The sequence below is a fragment of the Oleiphilus sp. HI0132 genome (assembly GCF_001635845.1).
Map to the genome: position 1 here is coordinate 1 of NZ_LWGJ01001422.1, position 633 is coordinate 633.

The following is a 633-nucleotide window of genomic DNA, read 5'->3' on the forward strand; positions in this document are numbered from 1 at the left end:
GGCCGGTGAAAAGCTATTTGTTGATTATGCTGGGAAGACCATGCCGATTGTTAGTCAGGGCACTGGCGAGGTTCGCTTCGCGCAGATCTTTGTTGCCGTTTTTGGGGCGTCCAATTATACGTTTTGCGAGGCGACCTGGTCGCAGAGCTTGCCTGACTGGTTGAATAGTCACGCCAGAGCTTTTGAGTTTTTTGGTGGTGTGCCAGAGATGGTCATTCCAGATAACTTGAAGAGCGGTGTGACACAAGCTTGTCGTTATGACCCTGATCTTAACCCAAACTACCAACAACTTGCTGCGCATTATGGGACTGCAATCGTGCCCGCTAGACCAAGGAAACCTCAAGATAAAGCCAAGGCGGAGGTTGGAGTTCAAATCATTGAACGCTGGATACTGGCTCGGCTTCGCCATCATACCTTCTTCTCTCTAGCTGAACTGAATCACTGCATTAAAGCCTTGCTAGAAGAAGTGAACAACATTCCCTTCAGGCAGCTAAAAGGTACGCGTAAACAGTGGTTCGAAAACATCGATAAGCCCGTTCTGAAACGCTTACCCAAGCACCGTTATGAGTACACGGATATCAAACAGGTCAAANTAAACGTCGACTATCACATACAATACGATAATCATCTTTA

At 47.2% G+C, this 633-nt stretch carries 1 protein-coding gene; it reads left to right on the top strand.

The annotated features are described in order from the left end of the window. Positions 1 to 633, top strand: a 633-nt coding sequence (istA, locus tag A3766_RS21685; RefSeq protein ID WP_156509039.1) for an IS21 family transposase, incomplete at both ends; no start/stop codon positions are given.